Source organism: Paenibacillus sp. Y951 (genome assembly GCF_056786395.1).
This window is the reverse complement of the sequence record NZ_JBXCIY010000023.1, coordinates 1-24,761: the sequence shown is the minus strand read 5'-3', so window position 1 is coordinate 24,761 and position 24,761 is coordinate 1. Positions and strand designations below refer to the sequence as shown.

The 24,761-nt window shown below is 37.1% G+C and carries 25 protein-coding genes, 1 rRNA gene, 2 other RNA genes and 2 pseudogenes; 23 read left to right on the top strand and 7 right to left on the bottom strand.

Annotated features, from left to right (window positions below; translation table 11 throughout):
* The first annotated feature begins 24 nt into the window (after positions 1-24).
* The 6 genes from AC1TPB_RS21960 to AC1TPB_RS21935 all read left to right on the top strand — a co-directional run bounded on the left by AC1TPB_RS21960 (position 25) and on the right by AC1TPB_RS21935 (position 3,331).
* Complete coding sequence (locus AC1TPB_RS21960; protein WP_482064669.1) at positions 25-225, top strand: cold-shock protein; 201 nt, start codon at positions 25-27, stop codon at positions 223-225.
* 149 nt (positions 226-374) lie between these two features.
* Positions 375-857: an SsrA-binding protein SmpB gene (gene smpB, locus AC1TPB_RS21955; protein ID WP_482064670.1), complete on the top strand. Its 483-nt coding sequence runs from the start codon at positions 375-377 to the stop codon at positions 855-857.
* A 257-nt stretch (positions 858-1,114) separates the two neighbouring features.
* Positions 1,115-1,480: a transfer-messenger RNA gene (gene ssrA, locus AC1TPB_RS21950) on the top strand.
* 165 nt (positions 1,481-1,645) lie between these two features.
* Positions 1,646-1,981, top strand: a complete 336-nt coding sequence (locus AC1TPB_RS21945; RefSeq protein ID WP_482078452.1) for a helix-turn-helix domain-containing protein — start codon at positions 1,646-1,648, stop codon at positions 1,979-1,981.
* A complete protein-coding gene (locus AC1TPB_RS21940) occupies positions 1,981-2,712 on the top strand; it encodes an ImmA/IrrE family metallo-endopeptidase (RefSeq protein WP_482078451.1) in 732 nt (243 codons plus the stop codon). Before AC1TPB_RS21945 ends, AC1TPB_RS21940 begins: the two co-directional genes overlap by 1 nt.
* On the top strand, positions 2,702-3,331 hold the full coding sequence (locus AC1TPB_RS21935; protein WP_482078450.1) for a PIN domain-containing protein: 630 nt from the start codon (positions 2,702-2,704) through the stop codon (positions 3,329-3,331). The genes AC1TPB_RS21940 and AC1TPB_RS21935 overlap by 11 nt, the downstream gene beginning before the upstream one ends.
* Positions 3,332-3,363: 32 nt before the next feature.
* Here AC1TPB_RS21935 and AC1TPB_RS21930 read toward each other — a convergent pair whose 3' ends face one another.
* Genes AC1TPB_RS21930 through AC1TPB_RS21920 form a run of 3 tightly spaced genes read right to left on the bottom strand, consistent with a single transcriptional unit; the run spans position 3,364 to position 4,483 of the window.
* Positions 3,364-3,585, bottom strand: a complete 222-nt coding sequence (locus tag AC1TPB_RS21930) for a hypothetical protein (RefSeq protein ID WP_482078449.1) — start codon at positions 3,583-3,585, stop codon at positions 3,364-3,366.
* An 8-nt stretch (positions 3,586-3,593) separates the two neighbouring features.
* Entirely contained in the window at positions 3,594-4,016 is a 423-nt protein-coding gene (locus tag AC1TPB_RS21925; protein ID WP_482078448.1) for a hypothetical protein, read from the bottom strand.
* Positions 4,017-4,075: 59 nt separating this feature from the next.
* A complete protein-coding gene (locus tag AC1TPB_RS21920) occupies positions 4,076-4,483 on the bottom strand; it encodes a hypothetical protein (RefSeq protein ID WP_482078447.1) in 408 nt (135 codons plus the stop codon).
* Between the two features lie 461 nt (positions 4,484-4,944).
* Between AC1TPB_RS21920 and AC1TPB_RS21915 the strand changes: the two genes are divergently transcribed.
* Entirely contained in the window at positions 4,945-6,963 is a 2,019-nt protein-coding gene (locus AC1TPB_RS21915; RefSeq protein WP_482078446.1) for an RCC1 domain-containing protein, read from the top strand.
* Between the two features lie 272 nt (positions 6,964-7,235).
* On the opposite strand, the gene AC1TPB_RS21910 is transcribed toward AC1TPB_RS21915, so the two are convergent.
* Positions 7,236-7,370 carry a hypothetical protein gene (locus tag AC1TPB_RS21910; RefSeq protein ID WP_482078475.1) on the bottom strand — a complete coding sequence of 45 codons (135 nt, stop codon included), beginning with the start codon at positions 7,368-7,370 and terminating at the stop codon, positions 7,236-7,238.
* Between the two features lie 265 nt (positions 7,371-7,635).
* Here AC1TPB_RS21910 and AC1TPB_RS21905 point away from each other — a divergent pair, with 265 nt between their 5' ends.
* The 15 genes from AC1TPB_RS21905 to AC1TPB_RS21835 all read left to right on the top strand — a co-directional run bounded on the left by AC1TPB_RS21905 (position 7,636) and on the right by AC1TPB_RS21835 (position 22,739).
* Complete coding sequence (locus tag AC1TPB_RS21905) at positions 7,636-8,073, top strand: RusA family crossover junction endodeoxyribonuclease (protein WP_482078445.1); 438 nt, start codon at positions 7,636-7,638, stop codon at positions 8,071-8,073.
* 6 nt (positions 8,074-8,079) lie between these two features.
* Positions 8,080-8,682, top strand: coding sequence for a pPIWI-associating nuclease domain-containing protein (locus AC1TPB_RS21900; protein ID WP_482078444.1), 603 nt, complete (start codon positions 8,080-8,082; stop codon positions 8,680-8,682).
* Positions 8,683-8,893: 211 nt separating this feature from the next.
* A complete protein-coding gene (locus AC1TPB_RS21895; RefSeq protein WP_482078443.1) occupies positions 8,894-9,817 on the top strand; it encodes a hypothetical protein in 924 nt (307 codons plus the stop codon).
* A 484-nt stretch (positions 9,818-10,301) separates the two neighbouring features.
* A complete protein-coding gene (locus AC1TPB_RS21890; protein WP_482078442.1) occupies positions 10,302-11,261 on the top strand; it encodes a recombinase family protein in 960 nt (319 codons plus the stop codon).
* Between the two features lie 346 nt (positions 11,262-11,607).
* A complete protein-coding gene (locus AC1TPB_RS21885) occupies positions 11,608-12,738 on the top strand; it encodes a protein kinase family protein (RefSeq protein ID WP_482078441.1) in 1,131 nt (376 codons plus the stop codon).
* Positions 12,739-13,054: 316 nt separating this feature from the next.
* Positions 13,055-14,422 carry a toll/interleukin-1 receptor domain-containing protein gene (locus tag AC1TPB_RS21880; protein ID WP_482078474.1) on the top strand — a complete coding sequence of 456 codons (1,368 nt, stop codon included), beginning with the start codon at positions 13,055-13,057 and terminating at the stop codon, positions 14,420-14,422.
* A 181-nt stretch (positions 14,423-14,603) separates the two neighbouring features.
* The gene (locus tag AC1TPB_RS21875; RefSeq protein ID WP_482078440.1) at positions 14,604-14,738 is read left to right on the top strand and encodes a hypothetical protein; all 135 of its coding nucleotides are present in this window, start codon (positions 14,604-14,606) and stop codon (positions 14,736-14,738) included.
* Positions 14,739-14,846: 108 nt separating this feature from the next.
* Positions 14,847-15,020, top strand: coding sequence for a hypothetical protein (locus AC1TPB_RS21870; RefSeq protein ID WP_482078439.1), 174 nt, complete (start codon positions 14,847-14,849; stop codon positions 15,018-15,020).
* A 68-nt stretch (positions 15,021-15,088) separates the two neighbouring features.
* Positions 15,089-16,786 carry an ATP-binding protein gene (locus AC1TPB_RS21865; RefSeq protein ID WP_482078438.1) on the top strand — a complete coding sequence of 566 codons (1,698 nt, stop codon included), beginning with the start codon at positions 15,089-15,091 and terminating at the stop codon, positions 16,784-16,786.
* 159 nt (positions 16,787-16,945) lie between these two features.
* Positions 16,946-18,850: an HD domain-containing protein gene (locus AC1TPB_RS21860; RefSeq protein ID WP_482078437.1), complete on the top strand. Its 1,905-nt coding sequence runs from the start codon at positions 16,946-16,948 to the stop codon at positions 18,848-18,850.
* A gap of 38 nt (positions 18,851-18,888) precedes the next feature.
* The gene (locus tag AC1TPB_RS21855) at positions 18,889-19,095 is read left to right on the top strand and encodes a hypothetical protein (protein ID WP_482078436.1); all 207 of its coding nucleotides are present in this window, start codon (positions 18,889-18,891) and stop codon (positions 19,093-19,095) included.
* Positions 19,091-19,439: a transfer-messenger RNA gene (gene ssrA, locus AC1TPB_RS21850) on the top strand. The genes AC1TPB_RS21855 and ssrA (AC1TPB_RS21850) overlap by 5 nt, the downstream gene beginning before the upstream one ends.
* Before the next feature lie 234 nt (positions 19,440-19,673).
* Positions 19,674-20,936, top strand: a complete 1,263-nt coding sequence (locus AC1TPB_RS21845) for a flavin-dependent oxidoreductase (protein WP_482078435.1) — start codon at positions 19,674-19,676, stop codon at positions 20,934-20,936.
* Positions 20,933-21,382 (top strand): DUF3237 domain-containing protein, encoded by a 450-nt coding sequence (locus AC1TPB_RS21840; RefSeq protein ID WP_482078434.1) that lies wholly within the window; start codon positions 20,933-20,935, stop codon positions 21,380-21,382. Before AC1TPB_RS21845 ends, AC1TPB_RS21840 begins: the two co-directional genes overlap by 4 nt.
* A 43-nt stretch (positions 21,383-21,425) precedes the next feature.
* Complete coding sequence (locus AC1TPB_RS21835; protein ID WP_482078433.1) at positions 21,426-22,739, top strand: carboxylesterase/lipase family protein; 1,314 nt, start codon at positions 21,426-21,428, stop codon at positions 22,737-22,739.
* A gap of 194 nt (positions 22,740-22,933) precedes the next feature.
* Here AC1TPB_RS21835 and AC1TPB_RS21830 read toward each other — a convergent pair.
* The 3 genes and pseudogenes from AC1TPB_RS21830 to AC1TPB_RS21820 all read right to left on the bottom strand — a co-directional run.
* Positions 22,934-23,224: pseudogene (locus AC1TPB_RS21830) on the bottom strand (transposase); the annotation flags it as partial.
* A gap of 412 nt (positions 23,225-23,636) precedes the next feature.
* Positions 23,637-23,846 carry a hypothetical protein gene (locus AC1TPB_RS21825; protein WP_482078432.1) on the bottom strand — a complete coding sequence of 70 codons (210 nt, stop codon included), beginning with the start codon at positions 23,844-23,846 and terminating at the stop codon, positions 23,637-23,639.
* A gap of 67 nt (positions 23,847-23,913) precedes the next feature.
* Positions 23,914-24,114, bottom strand: a pseudogene (locus AC1TPB_RS21820) (hypothetical protein); the annotation flags it as partial.
* A 542-nt stretch (positions 24,115-24,656) separates the two neighbouring features.
* Between AC1TPB_RS21820 and AC1TPB_RS21815 the strand changes: the two are divergent.
* A 16S ribosomal RNA gene (locus AC1TPB_RS21815) occupies positions 24,657-24,761 on the top strand; the annotation flags it as partial.

Below are 24,761 nucleotides of genomic sequence, written 5' to 3'. Positions count from 1 at the left end.
TCTTTATAAAGGAGGCTATTTCACATGCAACAAGGTACAGTTAAATGGTTTAACGCTGAAAAAGGCTACGGCTTTATCGAAGCTGAAGGCGGAAATGATGTATTCGTACATTTCTCCGCAATCACTGGCGACGGCTTCAAAACTCTTGAAGAAGGCCAACAAGTTGAGTTCAACGTAGTTGACGGCAACCGTGGACCACAAGCAGAAAACGTAGTTAAGCTTTAATAGCTTACTTGCGCTAATGCGTGAACGAAGGACCGACCTAGACCATTCGTGGCTAGGCGGTCCTTCTTGTCTCTATAACAATATTGCTTTTGTACAGTAAAATTGCTACAATATAGTTTCATGAGATTAGAAGTAGAGAGGTGAATGGTGTGAGTAAAAATGTAACGGAGAGTAAGCCATTAGCACGAAATAAAAAGGCATCTCATGATTACTTTATTGAAGAAACCTTGGAAGCTGGGATGGTGCTAACGGGTACAGAGATCAAATCTCTTCGTACAGGTAGGGCAAATATTAATGATGCGTTTGCGACGATTCGTAATGGCGAAATCTTTATTCACAATCTGCATATTAGTCCTTTCGAACAAGGGAATATTCACAATCCAACTGATCCAACTCGCGCTCGTAAGCTATTGCTTCACAAGTCTCAAATTCTTAAACTTCTAGGTCAGGCAAAGCAAGAAGGTTATTCTATTGTGCCATTGAAAATTTATGTGCGTAATGGGTATGCCAAATTGCTAATTGGACTAGGTAAAGGTAAGAAACAATTCGATAAACGTGATGCAGCAGCAAAACGTGATTCGCAGCGTGATATTCAACGTATATTACGTGAAAAGCAGAAAGTCATTCGCTAAGTAGAAAAGAGAGAGTATTCCCCTTTAACAGTGAATTTGATAATTTCCAACGATCATACAGTGTGAATTGATGAAAATCATGATATACTGAATATATTCCATTAGTTATGTATGAACTTGCAAGATGAATGCATATACTATAGTAGTAATCAAATCTTATTAGTCGGTGGCTAATGAGTACATTAATCCGTGCTTACTTCTTGTTGAAGCAAGCGTTCCTAAGCTAAAGCTTATTACGATAAGCTTGATGCCATTTAGGGGGCGTTTATGGATTCGACGGGGACTGGACGAGCGCGGGTTGCGAGTAGTGGGGCCGCGTCCGCTTTATCAACGCTAAAGCCTATTAAACGGCAAAACTCAAACAAACTACGCTTTCGCAGCCTAAGAAACTGTGTGCGTGCTTCTACCCAGCATCGTCCATGTGACTGGAATAGGGGCTAACAAGTAGTGGAATACGCTGTCTCATCTCCGCCTGGGGTGAGCAGAAGAAGACAATCAGGCTGGGCCTAGTAAAAGCCGGTTACGGGGCGTTTACTAGATCGACAATAAAACTGTGACTACACTCGTAGAAGCCTGTGTGGCGTAGTCTTCGGACAGGGGTTCAAATCCCCTCGCCTCCACCATGTAAATCCACAACCGCAAGAGGTTGTGGATTTTTGCTGTTAATATTTGATTTATTGCTTTGGTATGTATCCTTTCACAGTAATTTGCATATGATATAAAAAAGAGTTTGTATACGTCTACAAAATCAAGTATAATATTTGTATACAGTATAAGGTGGTGTTTGTATGAAAACACAGGAGATTGTAGTTGAAAAGGTTAGAGCCTGGTTAGAAGTAGAAGGTAAATCTTATCAATGGCTAGCTGATGAATTAGGGTTAAGTAAAGGTATGGTAGGACATCTGTTGTCAGGAAATCGAGTATTACAGCCGCATTACATTGAACAAATAGCAAAAATATTGAATATCAATTTGGTGGATCTCCTTAGGGATAAATCTGAGGAAAAAGGATTATTGACTGTTCATTTGAGAGGAACTTTTTCAAATCGTCGATCTAAAAGAGAGATGGATTCTTTATTATTTGCAATCGAAGATTATATCGGCTTGAAAAATCAGGTGAACTGATGAATCATAGAGAAAAAGCTGAAAAAGTTGCTGAGGTATATGCGGCGAGTTTCTTACAAGACGCAATAGGTCATGATATTTTCATTGGTTCACATATTGAACGTTTGCTTGCTGATAAAGTTAATTTGATCTATCAATATGTAGAAGACGAAAATTACTATGGTGCAGCAATTAAACGTCAGAATGGCGAGCAATTTGTTGTCTTGAATACCTTTCATTCATTACGAGCACGTTATTTTACAGCCGCTCATGAATTGTGGCATTTATCAGAAGGAAGTCTTATGCAAGATGGAAATTTTGATCATGAGCGTGCAGCGGACCGGTTTGCAGCAGCAATAATGTTACCTAAAGAACTCACTAAACAAGTATGGAATAAGTTTAAAAAGCAAGGTAATGAAGAAGCTATTCTTCAAATTGCAGACCTTGCCGATGTTCCGTATGTGGCGGTAGTACGGAGATTAAGTGAACTTGGTGAAAATGTACCAAATAAAAAGAATACCGAAATGGATTGGTTTGAAAAACGATCTAAATTAGGTTTTCCAATCTCAGTTTCGGATTATCCAAGCAAGGACTCAAGATTTGTAGCATATGAGCATGCAGTAAAAGAGAATGTTGAGAAAAAAGGTTTGGACATTCTTGTAGCAGCAAATAAACTTTCGAAGTTTGCTCCCAAGCTTGCAGAGCAATATCAATCGGTTGCTCTTTCAAGGGGTCATGAAGATGATGCGTAATGGAAAAGTATTTGTTGATGCCAATATATTAATTCATGCAGCAACTTTTAATTCTGCTGACGTCTTTTCATGGATTGATTCATTGTATGAAGATATCTACATCCACCAAGAAGTATTAGATGAATTATTAATATCAGATGTTAGGAAAAAAGTACAGAGTTATATTGACCAAGGAAAGTGGAAACTTTTTGATCCTGATGATGAAAACACATTGACAGAAAATGATTATGTAATCTATGAAAGTTATTTAAGAGATATGCGTAAAGCTTTTTCGAATTTAAATGAGAAGAAAATAAAAGAAGGGCGTCCCCTGAAAAATACTAATGATCTCGGAGAAATTCATAGTTTAGCTGCAGTACTTTTGATGGGGGCGTCAATTATTTGTAGCAATGACTATGACATACAGGAAGTAATTCAAGATACCCCCATATATACGACGAAAGGTGAGGCACTTACAAACACGTTGATCGAACAAGATACACTAGTTGATCTTTGCTATCATACAATTAAGGAAGGAATTGAGAGTCGGAGGGTTGTGCGGAAATATTTGAGTGTAGTTGCTTCTGATAAAGTAACTAATTTAGAGGGCCTTCTATTACGTACTGAAGTAGGAATATAGCATACATAAGTTAATTCACAATATTGCAAGTACTATATCTGATTAATAATAATTCGGCGAATTGTGGTTTTGCACAGCCAAGGTTCGCCTCCACCATGTAAATCCACGTTTACCTTCAAAATCAGCTCCACATACTCATCATATACGATTACCTTCTGGAGATAGCTGCCTATAAACTTTTTGATTTCTGGAATATCATGATTATTAATATGCTCACTATATTTCATCTGCACGCTGTAAATCATGGGTATCATTCATTATGTCACCTCATTCGATTAGTATCAATAAGTTCAATATCCGCAGGACAAAGGATATGCGTAAGAAATAGTATTGCATTTAATTGGAGCTCGCTATAACCAATTTTGCCTGTCCAGTAATCAATCATACGAACATGATCGGGAATGTACTGTTCTATAAACTCATTCCAATGCTTCGTTATGGATATAACTATTTGATTATATTTGAACGGTATATGCTTGTTCTGCCAATAACCGAAAGACCAAGATAACGCCTGTCTTAAAGTAATGGTATCAACAGACTCAGGAGAAGCAAACTGTTCTAGCAATGTATTGAGAGGTTCTCTTGGATATTTGGCATAGGGGAAGTAATGGAGTTGCTGTTCAATGGTTGATGTAACTGAACTAGCGATAGCATTCTTTTTTTGTTCGTTAATTTGAAGAGTCAATAGTAGTTGCCTCCCTTGATATTTCTAACTATCTATGGTTGTTATCATGAACATTATTTCTACTTATCGACGGTATCGACGATATTGACGGTTTCTTCCCATTGGTGTGGAAATTGAGTAATTAACAACGGATGTACATAGAATGGTTCGGTGAGTTGGTTGATCCATTTATGGATGGTTTCTAATGGACTACCTTCAATCATAGGAGCATCATCTTCCCATTCATCTTCAAGAACAAATTCCACGTTATTTGAATCGACGCTGACGTATACTTCGGTTCCATCGTAATAAGGATTAAGTCCATGCTCTTCAATAAAAGTAAAAGCTACCCGTACAATATATACAGGTAGCTCATTTGCTTTCAATTCTGTTTCTTTTGCAGCAACGGCAAGAAATGCTCCATCTTTTTCTGGATTAAACGTTTCATTAAGTAATTTGAGTAAGAGTAGATGTTGATGTGGGTTCATTGAGTGTTCTCCTTCATTATTAGATGGTTAAGAATACAGATTTGTTGTACCAGATGGCATGCTGACATTCGAGATTAGGTATCGCGGTCTAGATTTTATTAACACTTAATAGAAATATTTTTATGGTAGTAAAGTATACCCATGTGTAGTGCGATGAACAAAAGAAAAAGTACAGCGGGGGTCCTAATTGACAGGTAATATTCTTTACCACCGATGAATCTACTGTTGTTTGACGTTTCAACGATTTAGCGTTTGCAAACGCTACGTTATCTTTTAAGTGAATCACATACGATTACTTCTCGAATAGATAACGATATAAGCGCTCGATTTTTATAACTTTGTAATTTAGCCCAAAATTTAAAAATCTTTTTTGTAATTTATGATATAATCAATTGGATATTTATACCTACAATGCTGAATTGTAAACGATTGTATCCAAGAACAGAAAGGAAGAAATCAGGATGAAAAAACAGATAATTGCCCTTGCGCTCTCTCTGATGCTATTTTGCGCCATGCTTCCTTCTGCCGGAGCTTATAACATGGCTACTCCAGGAGAGTATACTACCATCAGCGGAGGGTGGGGTTACACTGCCGCTATCAAGTCCGACGGAACCCTTTGGACCTGGGGGTCAAATGTGTACGGCGAGCTGGGTGATGGTACCGATGTGAGTCGCAATACCCCAGTGAAGGTGTTGGATGACGTGATCTCTGTCAGCGCAGGTGAGAGTCATACCGCCGTTATCCGTTCCGATGGTTCCCTCTGGACTTGGGGAAGGAACGATTCTGGTCAGATAGGTGACGGAACTACTAAGGATCGTATGACTCCAGTAAAGGTGCTGAACGACGTTACCACTGTTAGTGCAGGGTATGCGGGGTTCACCGCTGCCATCAAGTCTGACGGCACCCTTTGGGTCTGGGGAAAGAACTCTGGTGGTCAGATAGGTGACGGAACCACTAAAGATCGTATGACTCCAGTAAAGGTGCTGAACGACGTTACCGCTGTTAGTGCAGGGCATGGGGGGTTCACCGCTGCCATCAAGTCTGACGGCTCTCTCTGGGCCTGGGGAGCTAATGACGACGGCCAGTTAGGCGATGGTGCCACAGTGCAACGCACTACTCCAGTCAAAGTGTTGGATAATGTAGTTTCTGTCAGTGCGGGGAGTAACTTTGCAGCAGCTATTAAGATTGATGGCTCTCTCTGGGTTTGGGGGGATAACTACTATGGCCAGCAAGGTGACGGTACAGATATGGGTACAGATACGGATCGTTATACCCCTGCCAAGGTAATGGACAATGTGGTCGCCGTCAGTGCACGGTACCTTCACATCGCCGTCATCCGCTCCGATGGCTCCCTTTGGACTTGGGGATACAATGGGGAGGGTCAGCTGGGTTTCGACACCACCACCACATGGGCCAGTAATACTCCGACCAAGGTGTTGGACGACGTTACTGCTGTTAGTGTAGGGGAGAGTTTCACCGTTGCCCTCAAGTCTGACGGCACCCTTTGGTCCTGGGGAGCCAACTATGGTGGACAGCTAGGCGATGGAACCTTCGCTGACACTACTACACCCGTTAAGACTATGATTTCCGGCGTCCGCGCTCCTGGTGCCCCGGTGCTAACTTTCAACAGCAATGGCGGTACGACAGTTACATCTTTCAGCGTATCGTATGGGAACAAGGCCGCACCGCCTACCTCGCCCGTGAAGAAGGATTCTAATTTTACGGGGTGGTTTTATGACAAGGCGCTCACTAATCCAGTGGATTTTAAGAGTGACGTATTCAAGATAGATACTTCCCTCTACGCCAAGTGGGATAGTTCCTTACATACCGTCACTTTCCAGACTAACGCCACAGCGGGAACTATTCCTGTTTCCGCCAACAACAACGGCACCGTGACGCCTCCCCAGATTTCTACAAAGGCGGGCTATTCCTTTGTGGGCTGGTATAAGGACGCAACTCTCACTAAACCTTGGAATTTCATTGTTGATAAGGCGATCTCTGACGTGACTCTCTATGGCAAGTGGTCGGTACTGGCCTCTGGCACTGTCAACGCTGTACCTAATCAAAGTAAGGTTCTAGTAGATGGCAAGCTTATTAACTTTGAGGCTTACACGATCAATGGCAATAATTACTTTAAGCTCCGGGATATCGCCTATGCACTCAACGGCACGGATAAACGCTTCTCCGTCGGCTGGGACAATTTCTATCAGTCCATTATCCTGCGCACGGACGCAGCCTACTCTAGCGTGGGCGGCGAACTAGCCAAGGCTAAAATAACAACGAAGCAGACCGTTTCCGCCGCGTCTACTACTATCTATCTCAACGACCAGGTGATTTTTCTATCTACCTATGATATTAATAACAACCACTTTTTTAAGCTTCGTGATCTGGGCGTCGCATTGAACTTCGGTGTGGAGTGGGATGGTTCCGTGGGAACCATCAGTATCAGGTCTAACGAGAGCTATTCCGTAGTTAATTAAAGATGTAGTGATATCGGCTGTTCTATCGAACAGCCGATATTTCGTTTGCTCAATGATTTTGTGTTTTCTTCCACTACTGAATTCTCCGAGATTATTCATTTCGATCAGCTTCCCATGTGGAGGTTTTTTTCGCGGTACGTCCTGGTGCTGACCTAGACTTAGTGGAAACACTAAGTGAAAAGTTAGCGGATGTCGAGACCACGACCTTTTAAGTTCAAAAGTAAGCATAAAAATAGCCCCCGCCTTTAAACAAAGTGAGGACTCGAATATGCTTATTTCTTGGGGATTTTGCATATCTCAGGCAGCGTATCTGACCATGGAAGCAATGCATCAATATTCTCAAGATGTTTTGTAATTATATTAGACAATTGCTCAATTAGATATTTAAGGTACTCAAAAGGATTCAGCCCGTCTTCTCCTAAAAAGCGTCAGTACTATCAGTTGCATTTAGTTACGCATTTGACGGTACTGACGTTTTTTGGATAGATTTAAGCAGCTATTGCTGTGGTGACGCATTCTTAGCTGGGTAGGAGCAACGCTATACATTGAATTTTTACGCTTGCTTCATCTAGAGGAAGGATTTAAGTATCTGCTCTAGAATATAATATTTTTGGGACACTTCAAAGTGGTTATGTGCATTTCTTTTCAGCGGTTTAAGTTGGGAGGTTCTGAATGGAGTTTTTTATGGTGGCGTTACAAGCACCTAAATCATACAACGCTGACAACAGAAAAAAGGTTCGGTACATCGAGAGACTTCAAGTACAGGCCAGACAAATTATCGAGAGGTGTCCAGAGGTATCACTTTTTCAGGACCCTCTATATATCAATATATATTACTTTCACAGGGTAAAGAGTCAGGTTGACGCTGATAACATGAGCAAACCGATTCTTGATGCTCTTAGAACAATTGTGTACACGGATGATTCGCAAGTCATAAAAAGAACCGCAATGAAGATTGATCTGAATGCATCTTACACTCTTTCCAACGAGAATTTGCCTGATGATGTGTATGAAGAATTGCTAGGTAGTATTAATAATGAAGAAGAGAGCCATATCCTTGTTATTGAAGTCGGTAAGATGCCTGACACGGAAATTCATTTCGGGAGGTAAGAATTTATGAATTATGAAGCCATTTTGAGGAAATATCTTCACGAGCTTAAGGTTTTCGAAATGATTGATAAGTTAAGAAATCAAGGGTATCAAGTATATCAAAACTATAAGGAGGGTAAGTTTGAATTTGATATTATGGCTGTAGCTGAGCATGATAAAATTTTATATATAGAAGTGAAATCAGGTAATTTTCCCAAAGTGCAGCAACAGCATATAGCGAGGATGGCCGAGTACGTTAAAACAATCCCAAATTCTAGGTTTGAGTTGGTAATTGCTAATCCCCCACGAACTAAGAACATCGAAATAATTGGATTAGAAGAAGTACTTTACGACTACATAAGTAATGAAACTCCCGAAGAATTGTCTGAACTTACATCACGCATCATTGTAAGCGGAGTTTGTGACGTCGAGGTAGATGATGTACAAATTGACAAAGACGAGATTACTGTCAGTGGCTCGGCCACCGTCGAGGTTATGTTTGATTTAGGTGATGACGACGAGAGATATGATTCGTTTCCCTTTAATTACTCAGTCACATTGGATCATGATTTAGAAATGATTGGTGATAACAATGGAATATCGATTGATACATCTTCCTTTTATGAATGAAAAGATAAGGGAGAAGATATGAATTGGGGGAAGGCAGCACACTAACCTACGCCACCTCCTCAAATAATCGAATCATCACACTGCGGCGAATTGTGGTTTTGCACAGCCACGGTTCGCCTCCACCATCATGAACACCATCCGCGTGAGGATGGTGTTTTTGTTTTAAACTATAGTAATATAAAGAGGATAATATTAAGAGAGGTGTTAATGAATGGATAAAGTTTTTGATCCTTCTATTGCTTTTTCTGGGTTTATTGGAGCTATTCTAATTACACTTTTAACAAGTACACTATTTACTAATAATCCATTTCGAATATTTATAGCATCTGAGGAAATTTTATTTATGAGTAACTGGATGAAATTTATGAGAAGAGTTTATTTAGCAATTATTATAACATTATTAGTAAGTGCCTCTTCAATTGCTATAACTAGTATCGATAGAGAGTATAAGTATGCATGGGTATATAAATTTATAGTGAATTATATTACACCAACTAGACTTTTCGTTATTTTCATAGTGCTTTTCTTTATAATGATAACTTTATGTTTTTCAAAGGTACAGAAATTAATAACACAATTTGTTTTTAAACAGGCAAAAAGAAGTATAGGATTAATTATATTATTACTTCTCCTTATAACAGCGTTATATAGTATGTCATTAATGTTGTTATACGGAAGTATGGTTAATGAGATTCTAATAGAAGGAAATAACAAAAATATTGAATATGAAGAGTCTGCATATTTATTATTAAAGTTTTACTCATATGATAAACAAGTTGTAAATAGGATTTTGTTGTTAACAATTCTTAATTATTTACTGTTGTATCCTGTTACTAAGTTATTCAAGTACGCAAATACAAGTGAAATACTTATTGATATTCATTGCAATAATGGTCAGATATTTAAAAAGAAATATTTACATGGTAGTAATGTTGATGGATTCCTTTTGGTTAGTGATTCCTCAAATATATTTGATACAAATAAGTATTTAATCGATAAAAAAACAATAACCTATATCAAATTTATTTCTGAATTTTATATATTTGGAAAAAGAAATTTAGGCAATAGATCTTCTGAAATAATAATGCCAAGTGATTTTACAGAAGAGGAAAAGAAGAGATTTAATTATGAATAATCTTAGTATCCAGATTATACTGAGTTGAAATTTATTATGTAAATTATGAGAGATAATAAATTAGTAGTTTTATATTTTATTGTTCGTAAATTCAAAAGTATTTCATATAAAAAGGATGAATTTGTAATTTATAAAGCCTTACTTAATCAGTAGTAAATAAAGGTCGTATCGATTACATAGTAAACAGAAAAAGAAACCCGCAAGATGTTTTGCTTGAAAAAATATTGGAAGTGATATTAGAGTTTTTAAATGTTAATTTGTCAGTAGAAATTCTTAAAGGGATGACGCAGAATGCCAAGCTCGGATATAACAATGGTGGTACGCCGCTCGAACGGAGCATGTAGCAATGGGAAGTCAGAAGACGAAAGCGATATGGGTGCTCGGTCCAAGGGATGAAATAAATACAATCCGATGGATGTTTAACTAATATGCATATGAAAATGTAGGTTATAAGAAAATTGCATCGTTACTTAATGAGCGTGGGGTGCCAACGCAGAAGGGCGGACAATGGTCAGCAACAATGATAAGAGCGATGATCCACAATGAGTCCTACATCGGACGGAAAATATGGAATAAGCAGGATTATCAAACGAAAGGGAAGAAGTGGCGTGATCGTTCTGAATGGATCATCACGAAGAATGCCCATCCAGCAATTATTAATGAAGAGTTATTTAGTCTTTGTCAGCAGAAGGTTGAGGAGCGAAAGAACGGCGGCGGTGTGACATATAATCCATTTCAGACAAAACCAAACTCTCCATTTTGGCTAAGAGGTATTTTTCATTGCGATAAGTGTGGCACTAGAATGATTGGTAACGTGACGGCAACGACAAAGAAATATGGTGGTCAAAAATACTATGTATGCGGCGGTTACATGCGGAAGGGCAAGGAGTTCTGTACGTATGTGAGCTGGAGAAAGGAAAAGGTTGAAGGGATAATAGTTATCAAGTTGCGGAGTACATTGTTACGGCTAACGTTTGATAATCAGATCGGGGAAGAGATTCGCAAGTACCATAATGAAATGAATAAGCATGTTTTGGTGGCAGTGTCTAATCTCGAATCAGAGATTTTGTATTTGAATCGACGAATCGGTCAAGTAGAAATGGAATTGCAAACTGGCGGTGGTAAGAGCTACTATGCAGACATGATTCAGGAGTTAAAAGATGAGTTGACGACAAAGCAAGCCGAACAAGTGGATTTACAAAAGTCATATCATGAATTGGAACTGTCGGAAACATTTCTACAAACAGTGATGCATGACATTCGTGTGATGATCAACATGTTAGACGATGAAATGAAGAATCCGCAATTGATGAATGAATACATCCGTAAATTCGTGTCGAACATCTGCGTGTACAGAGATACAAAGACTATGCATATAACGGTGCAATTGAAGGATGACGATGAGGTGCTGTATCAGAAGGTTGTTGTTGCAGAGTGGGAGTAGTGGTGAATTAGCATAGCAAGACAGACTTGGATTATTGCTACTTAGTGTAAATACGTTTTAAGTCAGCCGACAAATGCTTTGACAGTAAATTGGCAATGTGAGAACATATGTATAATCATGGATATTGTCGAAGGACTGATAAGATTGTCGGCTGAGTTTTGTATGCGCATTCAAGGTGAGAACCCGTCTTCATGGGCAAAAGGAGATCAAAGTGGTACGTACTTTTCGTATTATGAGAATGAACATGGGGAGTAGTGAGTGGCGAAGCTAGATGGACAAACTCTTCATATTTCCAGGCTCGATACTAATTGTAGTCAATATAATTGTCAACAAGGAGGATATCATTTTGTTACTAGGGGAAATAGTGAAATTTGATAGCATGAAGCATTTCAGATACATTTCACCATTGGGAACAGGAGGAACAGGTGATGCACATCTTTTTAATGATGAGACAACAGACATGTTGTTTGCATTCAAAAAGTACGCTCCTAAGGGCATGAATGGTATTGATGAAAACTACAAACGTTTTGTTGATGAGATAAAGATACTATTCAACATATCGCATCATAACATTGTGAGGGTCTTCAATTATTACCTTTATCCAGAAGCGAAAACTGGTTATTTACAAATGGAATATGTAGAAGGAAAGGCTATTCATGAATTTGAACCAAGCTTTAGGAAAGATTGGGGCGACATTTTTAAAGAAGTTGTATATGCGTTTGAGTATTTAGAAGAAAGAAAAATATTACATAGAGATATTAGACCCTCCAATATTTTGATAGATAAAAATCAGAATGTAAAAATCATAGATTTTGGATTTGGAAAGAAACTAGAAATTGAAGAAAAAGAGGGGAAGAGCGTATTTCTGAATTGGCCGGTTACACAATTACCAAATGAAACGCAATTAGAGGGCATTTACAATCATCAAACAGAGATTTATTTTATTGGTAAGCTATTTCAAAATATTTTTAGAAACAGTGGGGATGAAGCTCAATTTAAATTTAATTATATTCTAGAAAAAATGGTGAGAATCGACCCGAGTGAACGATACGCAACATTCAATGATATCTCTCAAACTATATCAGCGGGTGTAATAAGCGAAATAAGCTTTTCTACATCGGAGAAGGCCACGTATAAAAACTTTGCTGATGCTTTAGTTAGTCACATTTTTTATTATAATGAAAAATATGAACCAATTAGTGATATTGACACTATACTTAATAGGTTAGGAGTTTTAATACGCAGTAGTTCACTGGAAACATTTATTCAGGATAATGCTCAGCTTATCAGATGCTTTATTAAGGGGAGTTATGCACTTAATAAAAATTGTGATATACATGTAATCCATGTAAAAGACTTTTATCAATTATTAGTAAAGCTAGACCCGTACAGACAAAAAATAGTATTGGATAATATACAAACGCGTCTAGCTGGCGTGAAGACTGCTGTTGTTGATGATGATGATTTACCGTTTTAGAGTTAGGAACGTTTATTGGGTAGAGAATGCTTATTTCGTTGGAAATATTAGAAATGAGATTCTTATAGAGTATCAAGGTGAACTAATTGAAATGGATCTTGAAAGGTTGTTTTACTTTAATGATGATACAATCGTTAAGAGGCTTTAAATAGATTGTTGAAATAGACACAAGAAGATAATGCAAACTATCCAGATAGGAGTAGCAGAAAAAAAGAAGTATTGTGAAAAACATATGGTGGGTTGTAGCTGTTGAAGGGATTTTGAATTTTCATGTCTTCAACAATAATAACGCAAGGAGGGGGAGTACTAGAAGGTGATGAAGCATAACATTACACCGAACGTTTTTCTATCGTATAGTTGGACTTCGACAGTTCATGAAGATTGGGTAATAAATTTAGCAACAAGACTCCGCAAAGATGGTGTAGATGCATTTATTGATAAATGGAGGCTAAAACCAGGGCATGATAGATTTGTATTCATGGAAGAAATGATCGAATCTGAAGACATACATAAGGTATTGGTTATTTGTGATAAAGGATATAAAGAAAAGGCAGACCAACGAAAAGGTGGAGTAGGAGTAGAGACACAAGTTATATCAAAGAATGTTTATACTCGTGTTCGTCAAGAAAAATTTATACCGGTGATCTCTGAACGTGGTGAAAACGGAGAAGAGTTCGTACCTTCTTATATGTCTTCACTTATCTATATTGATTTATCCGATGAAAATTATTACGAAGAAGGATACAAGCAATTACTCTATGCTATTTTTGAAACTGCTCTTCATGAAGAACCAGAGCTAGGCAATATTCCAAACTATATCTTGAAAAAGAAGTCAGGACTGAAAGAGCAACTTTCAACTAATGAGAAGACTCCTGATTTAAACGATAGTGTGTGTTTTGAACCCCTATTTGTGTCTGATAATAGAAATCATAAACATAATATTAGAAATGTTAGTGTGACTGCCTTTTTACCCAATAAATATGATTTAGGTTCTTGCCTTGTTTTATTTGCAAATAAAGAGATATCAGGATGTATGCTCACGCTCGATGGCAGAAATCTTATCGAGACCTTTTTTAATGGATTAAACACACCTGTGAAAGAGTGTAAAAGAAAATTTTTAGTAGGCTTTGATGAAAAAGATAATAGATATGTTGTTCAGTTCCCACACAATCGATTTTATTTAAAGGCCGACGAAACAGAGGAGCTTTGCAAAATAATCGATGTGTTTTTTCCATATTATCTAAGTTCAATGCGTAAGTATCGTCCCGCAAAATCTGATAATATAACAAACGTAAATGAGCTAATGCATCTAGTACAGGAAATTCAAAGTTTCTATACTATGCATCATGGTATAACTTTAGCAGAAGACGTGAAAAAAGCATATGAAGCATTAAAATTAGCTTTGTTTCGGTCAAAATTAAGAGAAGATGTGTTTGGCTACATCTCTTCAAAATTAACATTAAAAGGTTTGACAGAGGATAATGTTTGTTTGGAAATTGCAGAACACCAAAATACACTTACTGAAGGATTCCGTCATAATGGGGAAGTAGATATGATCTTACGTTCACTAGTTGTGCTGTTAAGGGACTGCAAAAGTTTATTGTCTCGTGATGAAATTAAGGAAATAACAGTGTTACTGCAAACATTTGAAAATACGAAAGATCTGTTTGACTTTAATGAATAATGATTTAAATGGAGATTTAAGACATAAGTTATTAAGGACGCTAACCTATATTACTGGATAGGGAGATAGTAGTGGGAGTATAGTTGGGTTGTAACGCAAGTCAGCCGGCAATTACTTTGACGTAATTTGGAAAATGTAAAAATATATGTGTGTAAGCATGTTTTCAAAGAGACTGATAAGATTGTCGGCTGAACTTTATATACGCATTCAAGGTAAGAATCCGCCTTCAGGGGCTAAAGGAAATCAAAGTGATGCGTACTTTTCAGATTATGAGAATGATCATGGGGAGCAATGGGTGGCGAAGCAAGATGGATAAACTCTTCGTATTTCTGGGCTTGTTATTGATTGGGAAGAACTTGAGCATAATGCAGAGCAAGCTATAGTTGAAAATAATAGAAGTATTGATCAAATTGTTGCAGGTACGTTGGTACAGTCCAAGGATATTCCAGGGAGTGTTGGAAAGGCGTATCTGGAGGTAGTGGCTTCACATCTGCGTGAGTATCAAGGGAAGCTTCCGCTTTCTCATATCATGTTCGGGTCTGATGAATTGCTGTGGTTGGCATCGGTGTTTAATGTAGCGATTACTCAGTTGAAATGAACAAGAATAAATTGTTGATTGCTTGTTGTAAGAAATTCAACAAATGTACTTAAATTGGAGGGATTATTATGACTACTAAGACAAAGTTTACTCCGCAAGTAAATCCCAGCCGGGAGTTCTTAGAGATTGCGGCTGATTTTTCTAATCCCTTAGACATAGTGAGAGAAGCAATATCTAACTCAATTGATGCTAAGGCTACTGAAATACATATTTCATTCACAATACAACCTCAATACGGACAGCGTAAACTACAGATATTGATCCGTGATAATGGCTCCGGTATGGATTACGAGGGATTAAAGTCGTTCTTTGATCTAGGTAATTCATTGAGACGAGAGGCAAAGATTGATGATACTTCTCTTATTGGAGAGAAGGGCCATGGAACAAAAATTTACTTTAACTCAGAGCGTATTGGAGTTATTACTGGAAGGCATGGGAAGCAATATTCATGTCATATGCAAAATCCAATAGGTTCACTTTATGAAGGTATTGTTCCTGAAGTTGAGGTTGAAGAATTAACTGAAAACTTCGATGGGACTTTTATAGACGTTCTAGGCTACAATAATAATGAGCGTGATATATTCAATCATGAACGAGTAAAAGACTACATCTATTGGTTTACTAAACTTGGCTCTTTTGAGGGAGAGTTTGATCCCGAGCATAAATATAAAGATGTGAAACTATATCTACAAGGAATAGATAGAAAAACACCAGAAGAGTTGAGTTTCGGACATACATTTCCTACTATTGCTGATAACTTAGATGAACTACTCAATAAACATATTGCAGATGCTCCAGACCATTTTGTGAAAAAGCTAGTGTACTCTGGTACACTTAGAAAGTTCCCTGATATACCTTATGATGCTGTATTCTATATAGTTGGTAATAAAGCTAAACGAGCAAATAAAATGCTTAAGCGTAGTGGCTACACTGCTCCTGCTGGAGCATATACAGTGCAAGAACGTTATGGAATTTGGCTTGCTAAAGATTACATTCCAGTACAGAGAAAGAATGAGTGGATTAACAAACGAGGAAGTGAATATACAAAATTCGAGGCGTTTTTTAATTGCCAAGAGTTAAAACTTACTGCAAACCGCGGATCAATCGACAATACACCCGGAGATATATTAGATGAGATTAGAGCAACTGTTGAACATATTTATGCTGAAATTTCTGAAAGCGAGGATTGGGGAAATTTAGAGTGGCTTGAAGAACAATCTGATGCATATCAAACTGAGCGCAAAGAGGAAAAAGACCTTGAAAAACGGCTAAAGCAACTACGAGGTGTAAAAACTGCGGATTATAAAGAGATAACATTTCGTGAGCCTCGGCAGGAACATGGTGTTTTTTCAATTTATCATGCAATAGATATTTTGGAAAAGGGACTATTTCCTTTTGAGATTGTTGATTATGACACTCATGCAGGGATTGATGTACTAGCAAGAAAAAGGGATCAAGGTATTGACCTAGAACGTTCTCATCTTAGATTCGTTGAGTTTAAGTATCGTTTAAAAAGTAATTTCAATCATTCTTTCAAAAGATTATATGGAATTGTATGTTGGGATCTACAAGTAAATCATGATGAGGTAGTGATAGATTCGTTTGATAATAAACGTAAACTTCGATGTGTGCCTCGCACTGTTGAGGGAACCTATACTCAATATTTCCTAGAAGATGAAAGAGATCCTCACAAAATTGAGATTATTGTGTTAGAAGAATTCCTTGAGGAACGCTTAGGAATAGTTTTTAAACGAACACGTTCTTAGGAGTCACTTTATTTAGAGGAAAGTTACGTATGATTAATCTCAATAAGTGATAAACTCTTGGTAGCGAAAAGATGGATACAATTTTTCTGAAAAGAAGGGATTTCAGAAAAATTGTAGAATTGGAATCTTAAGGTTGTATAAGGTGTTCTAGGAGGAAAAATGTCGAATAATAAAACAATTTCAATAGCAGATACGATACATGGTACTATTCAGCTAAGTGTCTTAGAGAAGCAGATTATATCTACACAGTTATTTAATCGCTTACATAACATTATGCAAAACTCAACTGCATATTTGACGTATCCCTCAAATAAAACAAAGCGATTTGAACATTCATTGGGTGTAATGCATTTGGCAGGAAAAATGTTTTATCACTCAATAGCCAATGCAGAGCAGAAAGTTAGGGACAAATTTCTTGATGGTATTAATAAAGAAATTGACGAGTATAGAAAAAATGAATATGCAGAAACATTAAGATTTACTTTAACAGATAGATACGCCGATTTAATTCACAAATGTCATGAAATTGTGATTGATGACCCGTTGTATAGATTGAACACACCGCATATAATTAAAGACACACACATTTTTGCTTATTTAATTGCTTATCAATCAGTGAGAGTTTCTGCATTACTGCATGATATTGGTCATCCTCCATTTAGTCACATAACAGAATATGCATTAGAGGAGGTGTGGAATCATATCAATAGTATAGAAGGAAAAGACAGGAATAAAGCACATAATGAGTTTATGAGTGCAACTAAATTCTACTCTGAGAGTAAGTACGCCTTACATGAGCAAATTGGTAACAATATCTCTGACAGATTGTTGGAGTCTGTATCGTTTGTACCTGACAACCAACAAAGTGCAGAATTAAGACTTTTTTATTGGTTAAATAGAAAGTTCGTAAAATCCATATTTGATGAAATCGGTATATTTAAAGACCTCCATCATATCGTTGCGCATTCAATTGATAGTGACCGTCTAGACTATATAACAAGGGATTTTAATAATTCAGGTTTAAACGCAGGTAAAATTGAGTATGACCGTTTGATTTCTTCAATGAAACTTGTTGAAGAAAAGGATAATTATTATTTTGCTCCTAGTATTAAGGTTCTAAACACTATTGAAGATTTTTTCCAAAGAAGATGGTTACTTTATAAAAATGTTATTTTCCATCATAGAATAATAAAAACGGATTATATTTTGGGAAGAGCTATTGTGGCCCTTGCTAAAGATTCACTTTCTTCAAATCATACAAATCAAGATCAAGTACTTTCTCTGAATATATCGGGGTTATGGGAAGCAATAAGGGATGCTAATTCAAATGCAAAATACTTTAATACTATAATTCAATGGGATGATTCTTGGTTATTAACAGTATTGAGGAAGCACTATTTTAGTGATTACTTAACATTGGATCCAGCAGGGTTGAATGATGAGAAAAATATTGTGAAACTGCAATTAGAAGAACTATTGGCTAATAAGAAAAATTATCAATCTATGATCAAAGGTATGGATGATTTTCTTATTTTGGACGATAGCATTTTTGAAAATATTGAAATAGATTATGAAAGTATTGAAAAAGTGATATCTGAAGGTTTTCAAAGCCTTTTAATCCCACTTAAGAAACATAATGTTTCAGAAAATGGTTTTTATTTAACCAAGATGGTAAAATTCCTTGAAGTGCTTAATGAATTATTCTCTAGTAGTTTGATTAAGGGGAAAAATCTTCAAGAATTGATTCAACGAGTTGTAAGTAAAGTTGCAAAAGAAAAATATCATGTTAATGATTCCTTTGTTGTTTTCAAAAAAATGAAGACAGGACTAGAGGATGGATTTCCGTTATTATATCGTGGACATGGAGAGTTAGTTTATTTGAATGAAGTTTCGAGAATCAATAATGAATTGAGAAATAATCAATCAGTATTCCCTCCATGTTTTATTTATCTAACATGCGAGGTCAAAATTGATCATAATCAATTTCTTTATGACCTTGGGCTGGAGATTGCAAAAGAATTAAAAGAGCTTATAGAAGGGTTACTTGATGATAAGGAAGAATAATTAATCGGCTAATCCAGCATATTATAAGGAGTGTTATTATGTCTGTTACAATAGATAAAGCAAGTTACAAATTAGGAGAAATAGTTCTTTCTAAAAGTGGACCATTTACAATTGATGAAATATTCAATGATTTACGTTCAAACGGTGTTGAAAAAGATCTCTCAGAATTAAATATTGCAATAAGTCGTTTGAAAGCCAATGGAGTTATCGGGCAATGGGGTTCAATGTATTCTGTGTTCAGATAATGGAATTTAGATGCATGGGTTGCGAGTAGTGGGGCCGCGTCCGCTTTATCAACGCTAAAGCCTATTAAACGGCAAACAACAAACAAACTACGCTTTCGCAGCCTAAGAAACTGTGTGCGTGCTTCTACCCAGCATCGTCCATGTGACTGGAATAGGGGCTAACAAGTAGTGGAATACGCTGTCTCATCTCCGCCTTGGGTGAGCAGAAGAAGACAATCAGGCTGGGCCTAGCAAAAGCCGGTTACGGGGCGTTTGTTAGATCGACAATAAAACTGTGACTACACTCGTAGAAGCCTGTGTGGCGTAGTCTTCGGACAGGGGTTCAAATCCCCTCGCCTCCACCATCATGAACACCATCCGCATGAGGATGGTGTTTTTGTTTTGTTTAGCACCATCCCAATAAACTAACTATATCCGTGCTTAACCTGATAATAGAGCCAATAGAAATAAACTTCAAGAAAATTGGTAGATATATATATATTTGTACTTAAAAATGTAATAAAATTAGATTAAGCGCTTACATGTATCTATATTAAGATTTTATGTTAACTAAATCATAGTTTGAGAGGAGTATATAAATGAGAGAAAGTAAAAAAGCAATTATTGTTGGTGCTGGAATTGGCGGCTTAACGACAGCTTTATATCTACATCGTGCTGGAATGGATGTTCAAATCTATGAGTCTGTGACAACGATTAAGGAGTTAGGTGTAGGCATTAACTTATTGCCACATTCTGTAAGGGTATTATGGGATTTAGGGTTACAAGAGGCGTTGGATAAGTCATCATTACGAACGAAGCAGTTAGCTTATTACAATAAATTCGGTCAATTAATATGGCAAGAAGCTCGTGGAGTTGATGCGGGTTACAATTGGCCGCAATACTCCATCCATAGAGGGAGGTTACAAGGGATATTACTTAATGAAGTAAAACGAGTACTGGGAGAAGCTTGCATTCATACTGGAAAGCACTTATCTCATGTTGAACAGCAAAACAATAAGGTACAAGCCGCTTTTATAGACCGGAAAAATGAACAAGAACTCCAATTGGTAGAGGCAGATTTTTTAGTTGGAGCAGATGGTATTCACTCTGTAATGAGAAGGCAGCTGTATCCACTTGATGATAAACCTAAATATGGTGGCAGAATATTATGGCGAGGGATGACGAAGGCTAAACCATTTTTATCTAGTAATACGATGGTGATGGTAGGAAATATTGATGAAAAATTCGTAGCATATCCAATTACTGCCCCGGATGATTCAGGATTATGTGATATTAACTGGATTGCAGAATTAGAGGTTAAGGAAGCACCCAATCGAAATGATTGGAATAGGCTTGCTAATCACGCCGAGTTCTCACAAAAATTTCAAGCTTGGACATTTGATTGGTTAGATGTACCAAACTTAATCGCAGGGGCTGAATATGTATATGAGTTTCCACTTGTAGATAGAGATCCGTTACCTCAGTGGACTTTTAATAGAGTAACATTACTAGGCGATGCGGCACATCCGATGTATCCAATTGGTTCTAATGGAGCTTCACAAGCGATATTAGATGCTGAAGCTTTATATATAGCACTCAAAGAAAATCAGAACATTGAGGAAGCTTTATTATCTTATGAGCAGCAACGTATCCATAAAACGGCATCTATTGTACATAGTAATCGACAACATGGTCCAGAAATTGTGATGCAAATGGTTCACGAACGTGCTCCTAATGGATTTACATGTTTAGAAGATGTCATTACGCAAGCTGAATTAGAAGAAGTAGCTAACCGTTATAAGCAAATTGCTGGCTTTGATAAGCAACAGCTTAACCAATTAGAGACGAAGGTGATACAGTGATTACACTTAACCCAGCATTTGAAGCTAAGATTGAAGTCGGCGCTGTTCAAGAGATTGGTGTCACTGCTAAAGGAATTCGTAAAATGATTCCAATTTTAGGCGGAACATTTGTAGGTCGAGAGATAAGTGGTGTCATATTGCCTGGAGGTGCAGATTGGCAACTTGTAAGACCTGATGGCGTAGCAGAAATTGAAGCGCACTATACGATGAAAACGAATGATGAGGTTTATATTTATATTATTAATAAAGGCTATCGTCATGGTTCTCCAGATATTATAGAAAAACTAGCTCAAGGATTAGAGGTAGCATCTGACCAGTATTATTTCCGTTCCACGCCTACATTTGAAGTGGAACAAGGAAAGTATGACTGGCTTACGAAGAGTATATTTATTGGTACAGGAGAACGTCATAAACAGCATGTCTTGTTTAATTTTTATAGTTGTTAATAGACTTTAATAATAGTGAGGAGATTAGCTATGAAATCAATAATTGAGACAAATAGAAGGTTTTACAGAAGATGGTGTACAGAAGTGGTTAGGCATTCCCTATGCTGAGCCCCCTGTTAATGAGTTAAGATTTCGTAGAGCTGTGGAATGCAGGCATTGGGACGGGGTAAGGTCGTGTAAAGAGTATGGTAATAAGCCTATACAATTTTCGGTGATGGCGTCAAAAAAGAAAGCTAAGCATGTGTTAGACCGCGAAAGTGAAGATTGTTTATATATGAATATTTGGCGGCCCGATTCTGATAAAAAGAATCTTCCTGTTTTTGTATGGATATATGGTGGGGCTTTTCATATGGGCGAAGGAAGTGATTTAACCTATAGCGGTGTATCATTTGCGAAGCAGGACGTTTTATTTATTACTTTTAATTATCGTGTTGGTGTACTAGGTTTTTATGATTTTACGATGTATAATGCCGAAAACTTTGATTCTAATTGTGGTCTATCTGATCAGATTGTTGCTGTGAAATGGATTAAGCAACATATTGAGCGTTTTGGTGGTGATCCACATAATATTACCATTGCAGGTGAAAGTGCTGGTGCCTCAAGCTGCTGTGCATTACTTGCTTCACCAGCCTCACAAGGCTTAGTTAATAAAGCAATTATTCAAAGTCCGGTTGTAGAATGTGCTGGCTCTACGTATAGTATGAAATTAAATATTGATTTGTTTTTAGAACAAATGAATATACAACCTGAGCAAGTAGCTAGTTTACGTCAACTATCTGCCGAGCAGATGTTAGCAGCAAGTAGATATGTACAAACAAAAGCAACAAATGTGTATCCTGGCATATTAGTTCCTGCACCAACGTTTGATGATTTATTGCCAGAACATCCCGTAAATGCTTTTGCGAATGGTGCTGCATCTGATGTGAAAATGATTATAGGTACAAATAAAGATGAAGGTAGCTTGTTAAATAAGGGAAGTATGTTTCCTACGACGTGGGAATTAATTTCAAAAATGTTAGATGATAATCAGCACGGACATAAGTTAGAAGAGTTAAAAAGCTTATATAAGGATAAAGGTAAACATGGCTATCAGATGAACTTGTTGACTGCGGATCGCGCTTTTCTTATTAATACGATTAAAGCAGCAGATGCTCAGAGTGCATATAATAGCGTATGGCTATATCGCTTTGATTACGCTCCGCTTTTAATGAAATTAATCGGCTTTGGAGCAATGCATGGCTGTGAAGTTCCATTAGCCCTAAATACATTAGATGTTTCACAAGGGTTTTTAAGTAGTGCATGGAAAGGAACAAGTAAACAAGCGAAGTCTTTGCTAATTCGATATTTACATGGTTGATGGATACAATTTGCGAAAACAGGTAATCCAAATGGTGAACATTTACCAATCAATTGGGAGCGGTTTAACAAAAAAAACGCCCTACATTAATTATTAATAAGGAACCAACTATTGTGAATAATCCGAATGAGAAAAATTATGACGTATGGGAAGATATTGCTCTTTATCAAGGATAAAGTCTATACCGAGCATGGCTTAAACTTCAAAGTACGAAAAAATATTGCAATATTAAATATCGCGGTCGTTTCTCTAACAGACGTCCCGTATTCGATCATATAATTAAGTACGTCTAGTTTAATCTGTGCAGGGTACGAAGTATAGCCTTTTTTAAAAGCTTTTTCACCATGATGCTCATATAGTCTAATCCAGTTTGAAAAGACAGAATGGTGAAGCCCTATGGATTTTGCGATGGCTTTCAAGCTCTCTGATCCCTTTTGATAACGCATAACGGCTTGAATTTTTTCGTTTGTACTGAATCTGGACATGTAAAAACTGCACCTCCAAAAGTTAGATGGTGTCTAACTTTTGGGGTGCGGTTCACATGAGGTCGGTTTTTTTGTTTTATCTTTAGGAAGTAGACATTTACTAGACATTGGTTTTATAGATTAACAATTACGATGAATATAAGTAGACAAAATGTCTACTAAACTGTAATGTATTTAATTATTTGCAATAGGGTGAACCGTATCAAGTAGTGTTAAATCAGAAATATGTATTAAGGGTAGAAGCGTCGATGTTTTATATCCATTTAGGGGGTTAAGTATACACATTCGATGCATATTGAGTGCTGTTCGTAGATGATTTACGTCGGTACGTAGTGGTCAAGAAGAGGAAACTGATAAATAAGTAGCAGTTTTTCTCGTTCTGTGACCTCGATTCGTTTTACGAATTCAGATACTAAAAAGTCGAGAAATTCACCCTTTTTTGATTGTTTTCGAGCTGTTCAGAGTTGTCAGCTTGGCTAATAACAATAGCAATATGATTGAGTTGTTCCATAATCGTGCGACTAAGCTCGATTTCAGCGATAAAATGCTGAGAACAAGCAATTCGACCATGCTTTTCGTAATATCCACAAATATAGCCTCTTCTATTAGGACGATACCACATTCCTCATACGAATTCATGACAGAAGAGAAAGTTAGTAAAAAGATGCTGGCTAGACTGTGGACGATTTTCACTCCGTTCTCCCATCAGTTTTTGAACTACATCGAATAGTTCTCGAGAGATGATGGGTGTGTGTATCTTTGACCACAATATAATCACACTTCGGAACTTTCCTACGAATAATAGAAGTAACGCTAATCGTTTTTTCTCTTTCTTGTACAAGCTCACCTACATAGTGTGGATATATAAGTATCCGCTTTATCGTTGATCCATACCAGAATTTTGATTAAATCGATTTACTAGCATATTTTGAAGGAATTGGAATTGCACGTTTGGAAAGTGAACGAGCAAAAGTCTCAAATCAGTTAGAAGCTTACTATCAAGAAAATGTAACAGTGCCTTAAATGTAATAATTATGTTTATAGAAAAAAATATAAATTCAATATTATTCATTAATAATATTGAACTAACACATCATCTAGTGTTAATTTGTAGTAATACATCATGATATAGTATGAAATAAAATAATAATAAAAAAGCTTGCAATGTTTATAAGTTCTATGGTAAATTATTTCTTACCGCGACAAGAGATTGCGGGACACACACGAAAACGAAATGCGAGTCACACTTACGTAAGTAAATGAGAAACGCTTTGATATTTTCACATTGATCTTTGAAAACTGAACAACGAGTAAGAACTGCCATTAACAATTTCACCTTTGTGAAGTTGTTAATAACAAGCGAAACACGAAGATCTTTCCGAGCACGTTGTGCATCGAAAAGACTTCACTAATGAGCAAGTCAAACAACACCTTAATGGAGAGTTTGATCCTGGCTCAGGACGAACGCTGGCGGCGTGCCTAATACATGCAAGTCGAGCGGAGTTTGAAAGAAGCTTGCTTCTTTCAAACTCAGCGG

Coding starts and splice junctions, on each gene's coding strand:
- AC1TPB_RS21900 (WP_482078444.1), top strand. CDS start 8,080: ATGAATTATGAAGCCATTTTGAGGAAATATCTTCACGAGCTTAAGGTT.
- AC1TPB_RS21940 (WP_482078451.1), top strand. CDS start 1,981: ATGAATCATAGAGAAAAAGCTGAAAAAGTTGCTGAGGTATATGCGGCG.
- AC1TPB_RS21935 (WP_482078450.1), top strand. CDS start 2,702: ATGATGCGTAATGGAAAAGTATTTGTTGATGCCAATATATTAATTCAT.
- AC1TPB_RS21960 (WP_482064669.1), top strand. CDS start 25: ATGCAACAAGGTACAGTTAAATGGTTTAACGCTGAAAAAGGCTACGGC.
- AC1TPB_RS21865 (WP_482078438.1), top strand. CDS start 15,089: ATGACTACTAAGACAAAGTTTACTCCGCAAGTAAATCCCAGCCGGGAG.
- AC1TPB_RS21895 (WP_482078443.1), top strand. CDS start 8,894: ATGGATAAAGTTTTTGATCCTTCTATTGCTTTTTCTGGGTTTATTGGA.
- AC1TPB_RS21860 (WP_482078437.1), top strand. CDS start 16,946: ATGTCGAATAATAAAACAATTTCAATAGCAGATACGATACATGGTACT.
- AC1TPB_RS21845 (WP_482078435.1), top strand. CDS start 19,674: ATGAGAGAAAGTAAAAAAGCAATTATTGTTGGTGCTGGAATTGGCGGC.
- AC1TPB_RS21945 (WP_482078452.1), top strand. CDS start 1,646: ATGAAAACACAGGAGATTGTAGTTGAAAAGGTTAGAGCCTGGTTAGAA.
- AC1TPB_RS21920 (WP_482078447.1), bottom strand. CDS start 4,483: ATGAACCCACATCAACATCTACTCTTACTCAAATTACTTAATGAAACG.
- AC1TPB_RS21915 (WP_482078446.1), top strand. CDS start 4,945: ATGAAAAAACAGATAATTGCCCTTGCGCTCTCTCTGATGCTATTTTGC.
- AC1TPB_RS21855 (WP_482078436.1), top strand. CDS start 18,889: ATGTCTGTTACAATAGATAAAGCAAGTTACAAATTAGGAGAAATAGTT.
- AC1TPB_RS21825 (WP_482078432.1), bottom strand. CDS start 23,846: ATGTGGTATCGTCCTAATAGAAGAGGCTATATTTGTGGATATTACGAA.
- AC1TPB_RS21905 (WP_482078445.1), top strand. CDS start 7,636: ATGGAGTTTTTTATGGTGGCGTTACAAGCACCTAAATCATACAACGCT.
- AC1TPB_RS21880 (WP_482078474.1), top strand. CDS start 13,055: ATGAAGCATAACATTACACCGAACGTTTTTCTATCGTATAGTTGGACT.
- AC1TPB_RS21930 (WP_482078449.1), bottom strand. CDS start 3,585: ATGATACCCATGATTTACAGCGTGCAGATGAAATATAGTGAGCATATT.